The sequence below is a fragment of the Kitasatospora misakiensis genome (assembly GCF_042656005.1).
GTDB lineage: Bacteria > Actinomycetota > Actinomycetes > Streptomycetales > Streptomycetaceae > Kitasatospora > Kitasatospora misakiensis.
The window spans coordinates 105,836-121,775 of the sequence record NZ_JBHSOF010000010.1; the positions used below are offsets into that span (position 1 = coordinate 105,836).

Sequence of the window (15,940 nt, forward strand, 5' to 3'; positions counted from 1 at the left end):
CGGCGCGCCCGGTACCCCGCGGGGAACGCCGTCGGCCGGCCACCCCCGTGCTGCGGGTGGCCGGCCGACGGTCGAACGGCGGTCGGGCGAGCCGTCAGGCGGCCCACTGCCAGCTGACCGGCGAGAAGTACGCCGGGCGGCGCTCCAGGCGCTGCCAGTTGGCGATCGGCTCGACCGGCGAGGCGGCGGCCGCCGCCTGCTGGGCGGCCGCGGCGCGGGCCATCAGCACGGCGGTCAGGGCGGCGAGCTCCTCGTCGGTGAGCGAGCCGCGGACGATGCGGACGAGTGGTTCGGCGGAAGCGGTCATGGTCCGGATTTCTCCCGGCGGAAGAGGTGTGTGGTCGTCGGCGTGGCCGGCCGTACTGCTCGGGCCGGGCGGCACTGCTACATCGGCGGGTTGCCGTGCTTGCGGCTCGGCAGATCCGCGTGCTTGGTGCGCAGCATGGCCAGCGAGGAGGCCAGGACCTGGCGGGTCTCGGCGGGGTCGATGACGTCGTCCACGAGGCCGCGCTCGGCCGCGTAGTACGGGTGCATCAGTTCGCTCTTGTATTCCTTGATCTTCTGGTTGCGCATCGCGTCCGGGTCGTCGGCGGCGTTGATGTCCCGACGGAAGATCACGTTGGCCGCGCCCTCGGCCCCCATGACGGCGATCTCGTTGGTCGGCCAGGCGAAGGAGAGGTCGGCGCCGATCGAGCGCGAGTCCATGACGATGTAGGCACCGCCGTAGGCCTTGCGGAGGATCAGCTGGATCCGCGGCACGGTCGCGTTGCAGTAGGCGTAGAGGAGCTTCGCGCCGTGCCGGATGATGCCGTCGTGCTCCTGGTCGACGCCGGGCAGGAAGCCGGGGACGTCGAGCATGGTGACCAGGGGGATGTTGAAGGCGTCGCACATCTGGACGAAGCGCGCGGCCTTCTCGCTGGCGTTGATGTCCAGGACGCCGGCCAGCGACTGCGGCTGGTTGGCGATGATGCCGGTGACGTGGCCGTCGATCCGGGCGAGCACGCAGAGCACGTTGGTGGCCCAGCGCTCGTGGACCTCCAGGTACTCGCCGTGGTCGACGATCTCCTCGATCACCTTGCGCATGTCGTACGGCCGGTTGCCGTCGGCCGGCACCAGGTCGAGCAGCGTCTCGTTGCGGCGGTCCACCGGGTCGTCGTTGACCACCGGCGGGGGCATCTCGCGGTTGTTCTGCGGCAGCAGCGAGAGGAGGTAGCGGACCTCCTCGATGCAGGACTGCTCGTCGTCGTAGACGAAGTGCGAGACGCCGGAGACGCCCGCGTGGACGTCGGCGCCGCCGAGCCCGTTCTGGCTGATCTTCTCGCCGGTGACGGCCTGGACGACGTCCGGACCGGTGATGAACATCTGCGAGGTCTCGCGGACCATGAAGACGAAGTCGGTCAGGGCCGGCGAGTAGGCCGCGCCGCCGGCGCACGGGCCGAGCATCACGGAGATCTGCGGGATCACGCCGGAGGCGCGGGTGTTGCGCTGGAAGATGCCGCCGTAGCCGGCCAGGGCGGTGACGCCCTCCTGGATGCGGGCGCCGGCGCCGTCGTTGAGCGAGACCAGCGGGGCACCGGCCGCGATGGCCATGTCCATGATCTTGTGGATCTTCTGGGCGTGGGCCTCGCCGAGCGCGCCGCCGAAGATCCGGAAGTCGTGGGCGTAGGTGAAGACCGTCCGGCCGTGCACGGTGCCCCAGCCGACCACCACGCCGTCGGTGTGCGGCTTCTTCGCCTCCAGGCCGAAGCCGGTGGCGCGGTGCCGGCGCAGCGGCTCGACCTCGCGGAACGTGCCCTCGTCGAGCAGGAGCTCGATCCGCTCACGGGCGGTCAGCTTGCCCTTGGCGTGCTGGGCCTCGGTGGCCTTCTCGCTCGGACCCCGGCGGACCTGCTCGCGGAGCTCGTGCAGCTCCGCGACTCTGCCCCGGACGTCCGTGGGGGTCTCGGGGGCGTCGTCGTCGACCGGCGCCTGGTGCACAACCGTCATCTCGAACCACTCCAAAGGTGAGGGAACTGTCCGACAGCCAACGTCTGCGATGCCCCCGGCTGCGAATCACTTCTTCACTTATGACTGTACGAGGGGCCGCACGCTGGTTTCGGCGTCGATTCCGTACAAGGTCGCGTCCGTTTAGATGTCAGGGCTGCACAGAAACCGAAGCGTTTCAGCCCGTGCGGCCGGTAGCCGTTCGATTACCCCGAGCTGTCGCCCGGATGGCCTCCGGATGAGCTGAACATGAGGAAAGGTGCAGGTCAGGGCTGTCCCCATCGATGCTGGCCGAGCGTGCTCAAGGGCCGCTCAAGGGGCGCTTGGTACGGCGGTGAAGGCCGTGCCGACGGGCCGATGGGCGCCTTCCAGTCGTAGGGATGCGCCAAAAACACCGCAGCCCACCCGGTGGATGCCGGGTGGGCCGTCCGAGCGATCCGCGGTCAGCCGCGACGCCCTTCGTCCGGGTCGTCCTTGCCACGCAGCTCGTTCTCGCGGCGGCGCAAATCCGCCTCCCACTGCTTGAGCATGTCCTCGTGCTCGTTGTTGTGCTTCTTCAACGAGGCGAGGAACTCCGGATTGTCGTCCGGCGCCAACGGACGGCCGTCGCGCCGGGGGTCGTACGCCCCGTCGGCGGCACCGTAGCCGCCCGCCGCGCCGGTCCGCAGCACCCCCCGCTGCTTACCGGCCACCAGCCAGGCGATCGAGCCGATGAGCGGGAAGAGCAGCACGATGATCACCCAGACCACCTTGGGGAGGTGCTTCACCTCGTCCTCGGGGGTGGTCAGACAGTCGATGAACGCCCACACCCACAGGGCGAGCGGGAGCACGAAGGTCAGGATCCTCAGCACGGCGGCGATCTCCCCCGGGTGGCGTCGGTGGCGGACGGGCGCGTCCTCGCGGCGGCGGGCCGGTCCGTCGGGCGGTGCGCCGCTTCGAGGGGGCCCTTGACACAGGCCAGGCTAGCGGGTGGCGGATACTGGCAGGCATGGCATACGACGATCTCCGCTCGTTCCTGCGGGCCCTCGACCGCGAAGGCGACCTCAAGCGCATCAAGGCGGAGGTGGACCCCTATCTGGAGATCGGCGAGATCGTCGACCGCGTGCAGAAGGCCAAGGGGCCGGCCCTGCTGTTCGAGAACGTCAAGGGCTCGTCGATGCCGCTGGCGATGAACGTCTTCGGCACCGAGCGCCGGCTCTCCAAGGCGCTCGGCCTCAAGGGCCCGGAGGAGATCGCCGACCGGATCTCCGGCCTGCTGAAGCCGGAGCTGCCGCAGGGCTTCACCGGCTTCCGGGACGCCTTCGGCAAGCTCGCCTCGATGGCCCACGTGCCGCCGAGGAACGTCAAGTCCGGCGACGCGCCCGTGCACGAGGTGGTGCTCACCGGGGACGAGGTCGACCTGGACGAGCTGCCCGCCCTGTTCACCTGGCCGCTGGACGGCGGCTCCTTCTTCAACCTGGGCCTGACCCACACCAAGGACCCGGACTCCGGCATCCGCAACCTCGGCCTGTACCGGCTCCAGCGGCACGACCGCCGCACCATCGGCATGCACTGGCAGATCCACAAGGACAGCCGCAACCACGCCGCGGTGGCCGCGAAGCGCGGTGAGCGGCTGCCGGTGGCGATCGCCTTCGGCTGCCCGCCGGCCGTCACCTACGCGGCGACCGCGCCGCTGCCGGGCGACATCGACGAGTACCTGTTCGCCGGCTTCGTGGCGGGCGAGCGGGTCCGGATGGTGGACTGCAAGACCGTCCCGCTGCAGGTCCCGGCCGACGCCGAGGTGGTCCTGGAGGGCTGGCTGGAGCCGGGCGAGCTGCTGCCCGAGGGGCCGTTCGGCGACCACACCGGCTTCTACACGCCGCAGGAGCCGTTCCCGGCGCTGACGATCGACTGCGTGACGATGCGTCGCCGCCCGATCCTGCAGTCCATCGTGGTCGGCCGCCCGCCGACGGAGGACGGCCCGCTGGGCAAGTTCACCGAGCGCTTCTTCCTGCCGCTGCTGAAGATCATCATCCCGGACATCGTCGACTACGACCTGCCCGAGGCCGGCGGCTTCCACAACTGCGTGATCGTCTCGATCGACAAGAAGTACCCGAAGCACGCCCAGAAGACCATGCACGCCATCTGGGGCGCGCACATGATGTCGCTGACCAAGCTGATCATCGTGGTGGACGCCGACTGCGACGTCCACGACTACCAGGAGGTCGCCTGGCGGGCCTTCGGCAACGTCGACTACAGCCGCGACCTCACCGTGGTGGAGGGCCCGGTCGACCACCTCGACCACGCCTCCTACCAGCAGTTCTGGGGCGGCAAGGCGGGCATCGACGCGACCCGCAAGCTGCCCGAGGAGGGCTACACCCGGGACGGCGGCTGGCCCGAGATGGTCGGCTCCGACCCGGCGACCGCCGCCCTGGTGAGCCGGCGCTGGAAGGAGTACGGCCTGTGAGCACCGCCGCCGCCCTGCCCGAGGTCCCGCCCGGCAAGGTCAAGTCGTTCCTGCGGCTGGTGATGATCGAGCACTCGGTCTTCGCCCTGCCGTTCGCCTACATCGCGGCGCTGACGGCGATGTACCGGGCCGACGAACGGGTGCACTGGGGCGAGCTGTTCATCGTCACGGTGTGCATGGTCGGGCTGCGGACCTTCGCCATGGCGGCCAACCGGATCATCGACCGGGAGATCGACGCCCGCAACCCGCGCACGGCCGGGCGGGAGCTCGTCACCGGCGCGGTGTCCCTGAAGACCGCGTACGCCGGCTCGGCGGTCGCCCTGGTGGTCTTCCTGGGCGCGGCCGCGCTGCTCAACCCGCTCTGCCTGGTGCTCGCACCGGTCGCCGTCGTGCCGATGGTGGTCTACCCGTACGGCAAGCGGTTCACCGACTTCCCGCAGGCGATCCTCGGCCTGGCCCAGGCGATGGGCCCGGTGGGCGCCTGGCTGGCCGTCACCGGCACCTGGTCCTGGGACGCGGTGGTGCTCGGCGCGGCCGTCGGCATCTGGATCGGCGGCTTCGACCTCATCTACGCCTGCCAGGACGTCGCGTCCGACCGGGCGGGCGGGGTCCGCTCGGTGCCGGCCCGGTTCGGCGTCCCGGCCGCGATCCGCGGCGCGCGCGCCTGCCACGTGCTGACCACCCTGCTGCTCGGCTGGTACGCGGTGCTCACCGACGCGGGCCCCGCGTTCTGGGTCGGCCTGCTGGTGGTGGCCGGCGCCTTCGTCTACGAGCACACCATCGTGAAGCCGAACGACCTGTCGCGGCTGAACCGGGCGTTCTTCCAGACCAACGGCTTCGTCGGCATCTCGCTGTTCTTCTTCGCGCTGGTCGACCTGGTGGTGCGCGGCCTCGGCATCTGAGGCCGCGCCCCGCCCGGGGCCCGCTACCTGCCCTCGTCGAGCGTGTGCTTGACGAGGGCGTTCGCGTGTCCGTGGCCGAGTCCGTGCTCCGCCTTCAGCCAGGCGACCAGCTCCATGTGCCTGGTCAGCGGGGAGGCGCGGATCAGCTCGACCCAGTGGGCGATCGGGTGCCCGTGCTTCTTCTCGATGGACGGGAAGTAGCTGGCGGGGCCGTTGGCGGGGGCGGTGCGCGCCGTCGTCGTGTTCGTCATGCCCGTAGGACCGGAGCCGGGGCGCGAACTCATCGGACTCCGGGTGTGATGCCGGTCACATTCCGCGGGCCACTCGTTCTCGTGAATCCGCTGCCCGGCGCCGGTGCGCCGGTCCAACCCGCCCCTACGCTGCGGGACATGGACATCGTCATCCCGCTCTTCGACGACTTCGAGCCGCTCGACGCGATCGGCCCGTACCAGGTGCTCGGGTACCTCCCCGGGGCCGCCGTGCGGTTCGTGTCGGCGGGGGAGCGGGGCGGGGTGGTGGACAGCATCGGCGGGCTGCGGCTCGACGTCCCCACCCGGTACGCCGACGTCGACGCCTGCGACGTGCTGCTCGTCCCGGGCGGGCACGGCACCCGGCCGCTGATGGACGACGAGGCCTTCCTCGGCTGGCTGCGCCGGACGCACGCGACCACCCGGTTCACCGCGTCGGTGTGCACCGGCGCGCTGCTCCTCGGCGCCGCCGGGCTGCTCGACGGCCTGGCCGCCACCACGCACTGGGCGGCCGCCGGCGAACTCGCCGCCCACGGCGCCGCGTACACCCCCGAGCGGGTGGTGCGCCGGGGGCGGATCGTCACGGCGGCCGGCGTCTCGGCGGGCATCGACATGGCGCTCCACCTCGCCGCGCTGCTCACCGACGAGACCACCGCCCGGGCGATCCAACTGCACGCCGAGTACGACCCGCTGCCGCCCTTCGACAGCGGCTCCTGGGCGAAGGCCTCGCCGGCCGTGCGGGAGCGGATCGGGCAGCTCGGGTAGCTCGGGCAGCTCGGCCAGCGGCCTCCGCCGGCCGGTCAGAGGGTGCGGCGGTACGCCATGCCCGGCCTGCCGTCGACCAGTTGCTCGCCCGTCTCGGTGAATCCGACGCGGGCGAGCAGGGCCCGGGAGGCCTCGTTGTCCAGCGTGGTCACGGCGGTGAGCGCGCTCAACCCGTACTCGGTGGCGGCCAGTCGGCAGACCTGCTCGACGGCCGCCCGGCCCACGCCCTGCTCGGTGTCGGCCTCCCCGACCCGGTAGCCGAGTTCGGCGCTGCCGTCGGCGACGTCCACCAGGTTCACCCGGCCGACGATCCGGCCGTAGGCGTTCAGGACGACGTGGAAGTGGCAGCGGCCGTCGGCCTGTTCGGCGAGCAGTGCCCGGTGCCGGTCGGCGAAGCCGTCGGGGGTGAAGTACTCGTCCCCGCGGTCGGGCACCGAGTCGGAGAAGTACTCCCGGTTGGCCTGCTCGAACGCCAGGACGGCGCCCGCGTGCCCGGCCGTCAGCCGCTCGACCGCGGGGCCGGGGCCGAGCCGGGGCGACTCCGCGTGGTAGGTGCGCTGGCGTTGGATGTACCGCTCGTCCATGTCGAGGTCGACGTCGGGCAGCACATCGCCCTGTCCGACCAGGACGCCCGACACCTTCCCGTACCCCTTGAGCACGCCGCCGCGCCCGTCCGGGTCCGGGAAGGTGTGCGGGTGGCCGGCGGCGAGTTCGACCGAGCGCGCCGAGATCTGGCCCAGGATCTGCGAGCCGTGCCCGAGCAGGCTGTCGCCGGTGACCTCGGCGCCGCCCGAGAGCCGCACCTCGTCGCCGATGTCGATGCGCTCGTGCGCCCCGGCCGTGATCCGGGTGCCGCCGTCGCCGATCTGCGAGCGCGCCCCGATGGTGATGCTCCCGCCGTCGGCGGCGGTGATCCGGGTGCCGCCGTGCAGCACGTTGCCGGGGCCCACCGCGCAATGGCTCCGCTCGTCGCACTCGACGACGACGCCGGGGTAGAGCACGTTGTCCGGCCCGAGCTCCACCCGCCGGGAGACGATCACCGAGAACGGGTCGAGAACGGTGATGCCGCGCTCGGCGAGTCCGAGCAGTTCGGCGGGCGTCAGCAGCCCGCGCTCCCGGCGCAGCCGGTCGAGCTGTGCGTGGACGGATTCGTCTCCAGTGGCCATCCGAGCATGCTGGCGATCTTCGGGCCGCATGTCCAGCATGATCGGACAAGCGGCCGCGGGCGACGGCCGAAAAGCGTTCGACAGGCCGGCCGTCCGCGGGCTGGACTGTCCGGCGGACCGGTGGCGGACCGATGGCGGACCCCCACCGCCGCCCCCACCCTCCCGAAGGAGCCCCGATGATCGGCCGGTTGCAGTGCGTCGTGCTGGACTGCCCGGACCCGGCCGTGCTGGCCGCGTTCTACGCCGGGCTGCTCGGCGGCGAGGTGGACCGGCCGGACCGGCGCTGGTCCCTCGGCGAGGACTGGTCGACCCTGCACACCCCGGACGGCCGGGTGCTCTGCTTCCAGCGCGTCGCCGACCACCGGCCGCCCCGCTGGCCCGATCCGGCGCACCCGCAGCAGGCCCACCTGGACGTCGACGTCCCCGACCTCGCCACCGCCGAACCCGCCGTGCGCGCCCTCGGGGCCACCCTCCTCCAGGACGCCGGCTCCTGGCGCGTCTACGCCGATCCCGCCGGCCACCCGATCTGCCTCCTCCCGGCCCGCCACTCCGGTTGAGCCCGGCGCCGGTCCGGCGGTCCGGCGTCAGTCCAGCGTCAGGGTGTCGCCGACGGTGAGGCGGCCGGGGGCGGCGACCTCGGCGAGGGCGTCGAGGCGGGTGTCATGGGCCTGGGCGACGGCCTTGAGGATCTCGGGGGCGTGCGGCAGGCCCGGCTGGGCGGCGGTGGTCATGGCGCAGCGCTCGCTGGAGCGGACGAAGACGAGCCGGGCGCCGGAGCCCGCCGCGCCGCGGGCGTGGTGGCCGAACCAGTCGTCCTCGACGAAGGGCGGGGTGCCCGGCGGGGTGCGCAGCAGGATGTTCGGGCGGAACCGGCGGACGTCGACCACGGCGGACAGCGCGGCCTCGGCGACCCAGTCCAGGGTGGCGGTGGTGAGCACGCTGACCGGGAGCTGGTCGAAGTGCGAGACGGCGTCCTCGCGGGCGAGTTCGACGTCCTCGCGTTGCAGGTAGGCGCGGAGGAAGGCGGTCGGGTCGGCGACGGGCCGGCCGAGCGGGTCGAACAGCTCGGGGCCGTCGAGCCGGTGGCCGAGCCGGGAGGAGAGCCGCAGCAGGCCGTCCATCCGCCGGAAGCGTCGGGTGTTCTTGCCGGAGCCGAACTTGCCGTGGCCGTCGCGCACGGCGTAGAGGCGGTCGCCCGCGAGCCCGCGGGCGTCCACCTCGACCGAGTCGAGCCGCTCGCCGCCGGTGGACTTCACGGGGTAGCGCCAGAGCTGCTCGATGACTCCGATGATCTCTGCCATGGCCGGACAGCGTACCGGTGCCCGCCGATGATGGTCTAGACCAAGTCCCCGTCGCGGCAAGGGCTTCACCCCGCAAGGCCTTCACCCACACGGCGTCACCCCGCGAGGGCGTCACCCCAACCGGGCCACCGCCCGGACCGGAGCACCGTCCGCCGCGACCAGCCGGAGCGGGAAGAGCGACACCTCGACCGGCCGCCCCGCCTCCTGCGCCGCCAGCAGCGCCCGCAGATCGGTCAGGTTCTCCGCGATCACCCCGCCGCCCGGCGCCCCGAGCAGCACCCGGTGGGCCGCCAGGGTGGGCTCCTCGGCGGCCGGCTGGTCGTGCTCGTCGGTGAGGTCGGCGAGCAGCGCGGCCACCGCCGGGTCGCCCGGGCCCGGGTCGGGCGTGGGGTCGACGCTGAGCGCGTCCACCCCGACCGTGCGGACCCCTGCGGCCACGATCGCCTCCGCGGCCCGCGCGGTCAGGCTCGGGTGGGCGAGGTAGGCGTCGGTGCCCCAGTGCCGCGCCCACCCGGTGGCGAGCAGCAGGACGGTGCCCTCGCCGACCCGCTCCAGGGCGGGCGCGAGCTGCTCGGCGGTGACCGCGGCGCGCGGCTCAAGACCGCGCAGGTCGGCCACCACGGCCGGGCCGGTGAACCGCTCCAGCGGCAGGCCGTCCAGCGTCGGCCAGGTGACGTCGACGTGGTACGGCGCGTCGACGTGGGTGCCGGACTGCGAGCCGAGGTGCACCGCGAGCACGTTCACCCCGGCGGTGGCGGTGGTCAGGGCGGGCTCCAGGAGGACGGCCGGATCGCCGGGATAGACCGGCATCGCGGTGGTCACCTGGTGGGTCAGGTCGACGAGGGTCGGGGCCATGCCGCCATCCTCCCAGGGCGGGCCGGGGCCGGGTGGGGATAGAAAGTAAGCACTATGGAAAAGCCTGAGCAGCCAGTCCGCCGCCCCTGGATCGTCGGGGTCTCCGGCGCGTCCGGCACCCCGTACGCCGCCTCCGTGATCCGCGCCCTCCTCGCCGCCGGCGAGGCCGTCGACCTGGTGGTCAGCCGGGCGGCCCGGCTGACGATCCTCGACGAGACCGGCATCGCCTTCCGTGACGCGCACTGGCGCACCGATCTGGCCGAGTGGCTGGGCATCGCGGCGGACGGCCCGGAGGACGTCCGGTACTGGCCGGCCGGGGACTTCGCGGCCGGCCCGTCCAGCGGCTCGTACCCGGCGAAGGGGATGCTGGTGGTGCCCGCGACCACCGGCGCGGTGGCCGGGATCGCGCTCGGCCTCAGCAAGGACCTGCTCCAGCGGGTGGCCAGCGTCACCCTCAAGGAGCGGCGTCCGCTGGTCGTCTGCGTCCGCGAGACACCACTCAACGGGGTGACGTTGAAGCACCTGGTGGAGCTGGACGCGCAGGGCGCGGTCGTCCTGCCCGCCTCGCCCGGTTTCTACGCCGGCGGCTCCACCGTCCGCGAGCTGGTCGACTTCGTCGCCGGACGGGTGCTGGACGCGGTCGACGTGCCCCACACGCTGTACCGACGGTGGGAGGGCGAGCTGGGCGCGGCGGCGCGCGGGACGGAGCGGACCGGGCGGTCGGTCTGAGGGGGAGTGAGCTACCGCGTGACGGGAGAGTATGTTCTCTGCGATATCCGGGTTGGTCCGCGCATGGCGCCTTTGAATCCGGATAATGATCTGTGGGTCTGGTGAGGTTCGGAAGGACGCGGACGGTATATGGACACGGTGGACAGACAGCTCATCCAGGCGCTCCGGGAGAACGGCCGCGCGTCCTACGCCGAGCTGGGCCGGCTGGTCGGCCTCTCCGGCCCGAGCGTCACGGACCGCATCAACCGCCTGGAGCAGGCCGGGGTCATCACCGGCTACCGCGCGACGGTCAATCCGGCCTCGCTCGGCTTCGGTGTCACGGCCCTGATCGGCCTCCAGCTGACCGACGCGGCGGACCACGAGGACGTCGCGTTCCGGCTGAAGGACCTGGGCGAGGTCGAGGACTGCTGGTTCATCGCCGGTGACGACTCGTACATGCTCAAGGTCCGGGTGCCGGACGTCGAGGGCCTGGAATCGGTGGTGAAGCGGATCTCGGGCACGAAGGGTGTGGCTCGCACCCGTACGACCGTCGTACTCTCCACCAAGTGGGAGAGCCGGGTCAGCGAGCTGCCGCTCGTCGACAGCGAGTAACGGCGGACAACGGCGAACAACCACGCCGGTACGGACAGCACGGACAGCACGGACGAAGAGCGCGGGGGAGTGGCGGACATGGCACTGGTCGGTCTGGAGGAGCTGCGGGCGGCCCGGGAGCGGATCGCGGGGGTCGCGGTGCGCACCCCGCTGGTCCCCGCCCCCTGGGCGGCGGACGGCGAGCGCCGGCTCTGGCTCAAGCCGGAGAACCTCCAGCCGACCGGGGCGTTCAAGACCCGCGGCGCGTACAACCGGCTCGCCGCGCTGACCGAGGACGAGCGCTCCCGCGGCGTGGTCGCCCAGTCCAGCGGCAACCACGCGCAGGCGGTGGCGTACGCCGCGCAGCTGCTCGGGATCAAGGCCGTGATCGTGATGCCGGACACCTCTCCGGCGGTCAAGATCGAGGCCACCCGGTCGTTCGGCGCCGAGGTGGTCGTGGTGACGCCTGAGCAGCGGGACATCCTGCCCGGCGAGCTGGCCGAGCGGCACGGCTACGTCTGGGTGCCGCCGTACGACGACCCGTTCATCATCGCGGGCCAGGGCACGGTCGGCCTGGAGATCGCCGACGACGCCCCGGCGGAGCTGGACACCGTGCTCGTCCCGGTCAGCGGCGGCGGGCTGATCAGCGGCACGGCGGCCGCGCTCAAGCTGACCCGCCCGGGCGTCCGGGTGATCGGCGTCGAGCCCGAGCTGGCCGCCGACGCGCAGGCCAGCCTGCGGGCCGGCGAACGGATCAGCTGGCCGGTCGCCGACACCTACCGGACCATCGCCGACGGCCTGCGCACCCCCTCGGTGGGCGTGCTGCCGTACGAGCACCTCACCGCCTACGTGGACGACATCGTCACGGTCACCGAGGACGAGATCCGCGCCACGGTGGCGCTGCTGGCCCGGCGCGGGCGGATCGTCGCCGAGCCGTCCGGCGCGGTCGCCCCGGCCGCGTACTTCCACCGGGCCGCCGAGACCGGCGGGCGGGCGGTGGCCGCGGTGGTGAGCGGCGGCAACATCGAGCCCGCGCTGCTCGCCGAACTCCTGGCCGGCTGACCCGCGCGGGGCGGCTGCCCGCGAGTCGACGCGGGTGGGGGCGTACGCTCGTTCCGGCAACGATTCGAAGTCGGAGGAGGCGGGGCACCGCATGGACGCAGGGCTCAAGCGCGAGCTGGAGGCGAAGGTCTACGCGGGGGAGCGGCTGACCCGGGAGGACGGGATCGCGCTCTACGGGAGCGACGACCTGGCCTGGCTGGGCGGGCTCGCCCACCACGTGCGGACGAGGAAGAACGGCGACGTCGTCCACTTCAACGTCAACCGCCACCTCAACATGACCAATGTGTGCAGCGCGTCCTGCGCGTACTGCTCGTTCCAGCGCAAGCCGGGCGAGAAGGACGCGTACACGATGCGCATCGAGGAGGCCGTCCGCCTCGCCAAGGCGATGGAGGTCGACTCCCTCACCGAGCTGCACATCGTCAACGGCCTGCACCCCACCCTGCCGTGGCGCTACTACCCGCGCTCGCTGCGGGAGCTGAAGGCCGCGCTGCCGAACGTCTCGCTCAAGGCCTTCACCGCCACCGAGATCCACTGGTTCGAGCGGATCAGCGGCCTGCCCGCCGACGAGATCCTCGACGAGCTGATCGACGCCGGCCTGGAGTCGCTGACCGGCGGCGGCGCGGAGATCTTCGACTGGGAGGTCCGCCAGCACATCGTCGACCACGACACCCACTGGGAGGACTGGTCGCGGATCCACCGGCTCGCGCACAGCAAGGGCCTCAAGACCCCGGCCACCATGCTGTACGGCCACATCGAGGAGCCCCGCCACCGGGTGGACCACGTACTGCGGCTGCGCGAGCTGCAGGACGAGACCGGCGGCTTCCAGGTCTTCATCCCGCTGCGCTACCAGCACGACTTCCACGACTCCAAGGACGGCGTCGTGCGCAACCGGCTGATGGAGCGCACCGAGATGGCCACCGGCGCGGAGGCGCTGAAGACCTTCGCGGTCTCCCGGCTGCTCTTCGACAACGTGCCGCACGTCAAGGTCTTCTGGGTGATGCACGGCGTCACCACCGCCCAGCTGGCGCTCAGCCACGGCGCGGACGACATGGACGGCTCGGTGGTCGAGTACAAGATCACCCACGACGCGGACAACTTCGGCACCCCGAACAAGCTGAACCGCGAGGACCTGCTCGGCCTGATCCGGGACGCCGGTTTCCGCCCGGTCGAGCGCAACACCCGCTACGAGATCATCCGCGAGTACGACGGCCCCGACCTGGGCCGCCGGGAGACCCCGCAGGCGATGCGCCTCTGACGCACGGGCCCGCCGCCCGGACCCCCGCGGTCCGGGCGGCGGCTTCTTCACCGGGCCCGCACAGCCCCCGGGTTTCCCAACGCGGCACGGGTTTGGCAGGATCGGCCACATGTCCGGTTACCGTCGTACCTCCCCGTACCCGTCGTACGAACCGGTGTACGAGCAGGTGTACGAGCAGGGCCACGAGGCGTCCCGGCAGCCGTACGGCGGCGACCAGGCGGACGACCAGTGGCACGGGCAGCAGGACCGGCAGCCTTACGAGCAGCAGTACGAGCAGCAGTACCGGCAGCCGCAGCAGTGGCCGGACGGGCAGCCCCACCCGCAGCCGTACGCCCAGCCCGCCCAGCCCTACGGGGCGCCGTACGGGCCGCCCGCCGGGGCGTACGGGGACCAGGCCGGGGCGTGGCACGCGGAGCCGTACCAGGCGCCGTACGAGGCCTCCTACGGCGAGCAGGACCACTCGGTGTACGGCTACCGGAGCCTCGCCGAGCACGACGTCTACGACCGGCCGTTCCAGGACTCCCCGGCCGAGCCGGCCTGGGAGCCGGAGCCCCGGCCCGCGGCCGGGCCCGCGCAGCCGGTCGTCCCGCGGCAGGCCACCGCGTCCCCGGCCCCGGCGTCCGAGGCCGCAGCCCCAGGGTCCCGGGCGGCCGCCCGCGGCCGCCGCCGCAAGCCCCCGAAGAAGCGCACCGGCCGGGCCGTCACCGCCGGCACCGCCCTGCTGCTGGCGGCCGCCGCCGGCTGGTACACCGTCGGCCAGGACGACGCCAAGACCGGTGTGACCACCGCCGCCGGCCCCGAGGGCGTCGCCGCCCCGGACCACGCCGCCGCGCGGCCGGGGGCCGACCAGCCCTCGCCGACCGCCGCCCCGGCCGCCCAGGCCGCCGACGCCCGCCAGGACGAGACCCCCGCCGCCGACCGCAGCGAGGCCCGCGCCGACGGCTCGGTCGCCGCGATACCGGGCCTCGGCGCCTCCTTCGCCGGGCGGATACCCGCCGAGACCACCCAGGTGGTGCTGGCCTCCGGCGAGGGCAAGGACACCAACCGGGCCACCGTCACGCTGTGGACCCGCACCGCCGAGGGCCGCTGGCTGGCCGGCGAGAGCTGGCAGGGCCACAACGCCTTCAAGGGCTGGACCACCGACCACAACGAGGGCGACCTGCGCAGCCCGATCGGCGTCTTCTCGCTCACCGACGCCGGCGGCCGCAAGGCCGACCCGGGCAGCAGGCTCCCGTACGACAAGGACTCCAGCTTCGTCGTCTCCGGGACGGGCTTCGCCGGCGAGCAACTGGCCGGCTCCTTCGACTACGTCGTCGCGATCAACTACAACCGGGTGCCCGGCAACTCCCCGCTGGACCGGCGCCGCCCCAACGGCTCGACCAAGGGCGGCGGGATCTGGATCCACGTCGACCACGGCGGCCCGACGCACGGCTGCGTCTCCATCCCGGAGGACAAGATGGCGCAGTTGATCCGCACGCTCGACCCGGCCGCCCATCCGGTGATCGTGATGGGCGACACGGGCTCACTGGCCGCCTGAGCGACCCCCGCCCGGCCGGTCGTTCGTCAACGAATCCATATTCGCGCCCGCCCGGAACCCGTCTGCCGCAACGGTCCTTGTCGGCCTCCTACAGCATCCCGGTGCGGATCCTGTAGCCGGTCGCGCCCGACTGACCAGTGGGTAACCGGGTTGAGTTGGCAGTATGACCGGTTCGCGCATCGTGGCACTCGGCCACTACCAGCCCCCCAAGGTCCTCACCAACGACGACCTGGCGAAGCTGGTCGACACCGACGACGAGTGGATCCGCAGCCGCGTCGGCATCCGGACGCGGCACATCGCGGAGGACGAGACCGTCGTCGACCTCGCCACCGAGGCGGCGCAGAAGGCCCTGGCCAACAGCGGCCGGTCGGCCGCCGAGGTCGACCTGGTCGTGGTGGCCACCTGCACCGCGGTGGAGCGCAGCCCCAACACGGCCGCCGCCGTCGCCGCCCGGCTCGGGATCCGCTCCCCGGCCGCCTACGACATCAACACGGTCTGCTCGGGCTTCTCGTACGCGCTGGCCACCGCCGACCACGCGATCCGGGCCGGGGCGGCCCGGACGGCCCTGGTGATCGGCGCCGAGCGGATGTCCGACACCCTCGACTGGACCGACCGGTCCACCTGCGTGATCTTCGGCGACGGCGCCGGCGCGGCGCTGGTCGAGGCCCAGGAGGAGGGCGCCGAGCCGGGCATCGGCCCGGTGGTCTGGGGTTCGGAGCCGGAGCGGGGTGACGCCGTGGTGATCACGGGCTGGGACCCGGTGATCAGCCAGCAGGGCCAGTCGGTGTTCCGCTGGGCGACCACGCAGATCGCCCCGCTGGCCCGGCAGGCCTGCGAGCGGGCCGGGATCGACCCGTCCGAGCTCAAGGGCTTCGTGCCGCACCAGGCCAACCTGCGGATCATCGACGCGATCGCGACCAAGCTGGGGGTCACCGACGCGGTGGTCGCCCGGGACGTGGTGGACTCCGGCAACACCTCGGCGGCCTCGGTCCCGCTGGCCTTCTCCAAGCTGGTCGAGCGCGGCGAGCTGTCGCCCGGCGACCCCGTCCTGCTGTTCGGCTTCGGCGGCGGCCTGGCGTACGCCGGCCAGGTCGTCCGCTGCCCCTGACGCCTTCCTGGCG

General features: G+C 72.7%; 17 protein-coding genes. 10 read left to right on the plus strand and 7 right to left on the minus strand.

The features are described 5' to 3' along the window. Positions 1-94: 94 nt before the first annotated feature. The 3 genes from ACFP3U_RS11030 to ACFP3U_RS11040 all read right to left on the minus strand — a co-directional run bounded on the left by ACFP3U_RS11030 (position 95) and on the right by ACFP3U_RS11040 (position 2,834). Positions 95-307, minus strand: coding sequence for an acyl-CoA carboxylase subunit epsilon (locus ACFP3U_RS11030; protein ID WP_380225171.1), 213 nt, complete (start codon positions 305-307; stop codon positions 95-97). 77 nt (positions 308-384) lie between these two features. Next, on the minus strand, positions 385-1,986 hold the full coding sequence (locus ACFP3U_RS11035; protein ID WP_380225172.1) for an acyl-CoA carboxylase subunit beta: 1,602 nt from the start codon (positions 1,984-1,986) through the stop codon (positions 385-387). 440 nt (positions 1,987-2,426) lie between these two features. Continuing rightward, a complete protein-coding gene (locus ACFP3U_RS11040; protein ID WP_380225173.1) occupies positions 2,427-2,834 on the minus strand; it encodes a PLD nuclease N-terminal domain-containing protein in 408 nt (135 codons plus the stop codon). 137 nt (positions 2,835-2,971) lie between these two features. Between ACFP3U_RS11040 and ACFP3U_RS11045 the strand changes: the two genes are divergently transcribed. Further along, complete coding sequence (locus ACFP3U_RS11045) at positions 2,972-4,429, plus strand: menaquinone biosynthesis decarboxylase (protein ID WP_380225174.1); 1,458 nt, start codon at positions 2,972-2,974, stop codon at positions 4,427-4,429. Beyond that, positions 4,426-5,331: a menaquinone biosynthesis prenyltransferase MqnP gene (mqnP, locus tag ACFP3U_RS11050; RefSeq protein ID WP_380225175.1), complete on the plus strand. Its 906-nt coding sequence runs from the start codon at positions 4,426-4,428 to the stop codon at positions 5,329-5,331. Before ACFP3U_RS11045 ends, mqnP begins: the two co-directional genes overlap by 4 nt. Before the next feature lie 23 nt (positions 5,332-5,354). Here mqnP and ACFP3U_RS11055 read toward each other — a convergent pair whose 3' ends face one another. Further along, positions 5,355-5,582 (minus strand): DUF4287 domain-containing protein, encoded by a 228-nt coding sequence (locus tag ACFP3U_RS11055; RefSeq protein ID WP_380225176.1) that lies wholly within the window; start codon positions 5,580-5,582, stop codon positions 5,355-5,357. Between the two features lie 138 nt (positions 5,583-5,720). Between ACFP3U_RS11055 and ACFP3U_RS11060 the strand changes: the two genes are divergently transcribed. Then, positions 5,721-6,344 (plus strand): DJ-1/PfpI family protein, encoded by a 624-nt coding sequence (locus tag ACFP3U_RS11060; RefSeq protein ID WP_380225177.1) that lies wholly within the window; start codon positions 5,721-5,723, stop codon positions 6,342-6,344. 35 nt (positions 6,345-6,379) lie between these two features. Here ACFP3U_RS11060 and ACFP3U_RS11065 read toward each other — a convergent pair whose 3' ends face one another. Next, positions 6,380-7,510, minus strand: coding sequence for a GNAT family N-acetyltransferase (locus tag ACFP3U_RS11065; protein ID WP_380225178.1), 1,131 nt, complete (start codon positions 7,508-7,510; stop codon positions 6,380-6,382). 176 nt (positions 7,511-7,686) lie between these two features. On the opposite strand from ACFP3U_RS11065, the gene ACFP3U_RS11070 reads away from it, so the two are divergent. Next, on the plus strand, positions 7,687-8,067 hold the full coding sequence (locus tag ACFP3U_RS11070) for a VOC family protein (protein WP_380225179.1): 381 nt from the start codon (positions 7,687-7,689) through the stop codon (positions 8,065-8,067). Between the two features lie 27 nt (positions 8,068-8,094). On the opposite strand, the gene ACFP3U_RS11075 is transcribed toward ACFP3U_RS11070, so the two are convergent. Together ACFP3U_RS11075 and ACFP3U_RS11080 are read right to left on the minus strand one after the other, a co-directional pair. Beyond that, positions 8,095-8,811, minus strand: coding sequence for an MOSC domain-containing protein (locus tag ACFP3U_RS11075; protein ID WP_380225180.1), 717 nt, complete (start codon positions 8,809-8,811; stop codon positions 8,095-8,097). Between the two features lie 111 nt (positions 8,812-8,922). Then, positions 8,923-9,666, minus strand: a complete 744-nt coding sequence (locus ACFP3U_RS11080) for a cyclase family protein (RefSeq protein ID WP_380225181.1) — start codon at positions 9,664-9,666, stop codon at positions 8,923-8,925. A 54-nt stretch (positions 9,667-9,720) separates the two neighbouring features. Here ACFP3U_RS11080 and ACFP3U_RS11085 point away from each other — a divergent pair, with 54 nt between their 5' ends. From ACFP3U_RS11085 to ACFP3U_RS11110, 6 genes are all read left to right on the plus strand, one after another. Next, the gene (locus ACFP3U_RS11085) at positions 9,721-10,395 is read left to right on the plus strand and encodes a UbiX family flavin prenyltransferase (RefSeq protein ID WP_380225182.1); all 675 of its coding nucleotides are present in this window, start codon (positions 9,721-9,723) and stop codon (positions 10,393-10,395) included. 129 nt (positions 10,396-10,524) lie between these two features. Continuing rightward, positions 10,525-10,986 carry an Lrp/AsnC family transcriptional regulator gene (locus ACFP3U_RS11090; protein ID WP_380225183.1) on the plus strand — a complete coding sequence of 154 codons (462 nt, stop codon included), beginning with the start codon at positions 10,525-10,527 and terminating at the stop codon, positions 10,984-10,986. Positions 10,987-11,064: 78 nt separating this feature from the next. After that, positions 11,065-12,027: a threonine ammonia-lyase gene (locus ACFP3U_RS11095; RefSeq protein WP_380225184.1), complete on the plus strand. Its 963-nt coding sequence runs from the start codon at positions 11,065-11,067 to the stop codon at positions 12,025-12,027. Between the two features lie 91 nt (positions 12,028-12,118). Continuing rightward, positions 12,119-13,282 carry an aminofutalosine synthase MqnE gene (gene mqnE, locus ACFP3U_RS11100; RefSeq protein ID WP_380225185.1) on the plus strand — a complete coding sequence of 388 codons (1,164 nt, stop codon included), beginning with the start codon at positions 12,119-12,121 and terminating at the stop codon, positions 13,280-13,282. A 109-nt stretch (positions 13,283-13,391) separates the two neighbouring features. Continuing rightward, positions 13,392-14,819 (plus strand): L,D-transpeptidase family protein, encoded by a 1,428-nt coding sequence (locus tag ACFP3U_RS11105; protein WP_380225186.1) that lies wholly within the window; start codon positions 13,392-13,394, stop codon positions 14,817-14,819. Positions 14,820-14,982: 163 nt separating this feature from the next. After that, positions 14,983-15,927: a beta-ketoacyl-ACP synthase III gene (locus tag ACFP3U_RS11110; protein ID WP_380225187.1), complete on the plus strand. Its 945-nt coding sequence runs from the start codon at positions 14,983-14,985 to the stop codon at positions 15,925-15,927. Positions 15,928-15,940 lie beyond the last annotated feature (13 nt).